The organism is Blautia luti (assembly GCF_013304735.1).
Taxonomy (GTDB): Bacteria; Bacillota; Clostridia; order Lachnospirales; family Lachnospiraceae; genus Blautia_A.
The window spans coordinates 1-301 of the sequence record NZ_JAAITI010000122.1 but is presented as its reverse complement, the minus strand read 5'-3'; the positions used below and the strand labels follow the sequence as shown (position 1 = coordinate 301).

Sequence of the window (301 nt, the reverse complement as noted above, 5' to 3'; positions counted from 1 at the left end):
ATGGATGCAGCATTGGCAGCTCTTCCATTGGATTTTGAAGCGTATGGGACAAACTATCAGCAAAAAACAGAACTTCTTTCGGAACTTCATCAGTATGCAGAAGGAACCTATACGATATTCCCGACACCAGAAGCAGAACCATTCTTTACAGAACCGTCAGGGCACCAGATGACCATGTTTGATTTCTTGGATACGAAGGCAGTGGCAGAACCGACCGTAGTCGATATGTCAGATGTGGAGGAAATAGAAGAGGAAGAGGTTACTGCCGAAGAATCTATTCTGGAAAGTCAGGAACAGGAAA

Annotated in this window: 1 protein-coding gene; it reads left to right on the top strand. The window is 44.5% G+C overall.

Translation table 11 applies throughout. From position 1 onward, the window contains the following. Positions 1-301: hypothetical protein (locus tag G5B06_RS18745; protein ID WP_173772740.1), on the top strand; the 301-nt coding region annotated here is incomplete at both ends.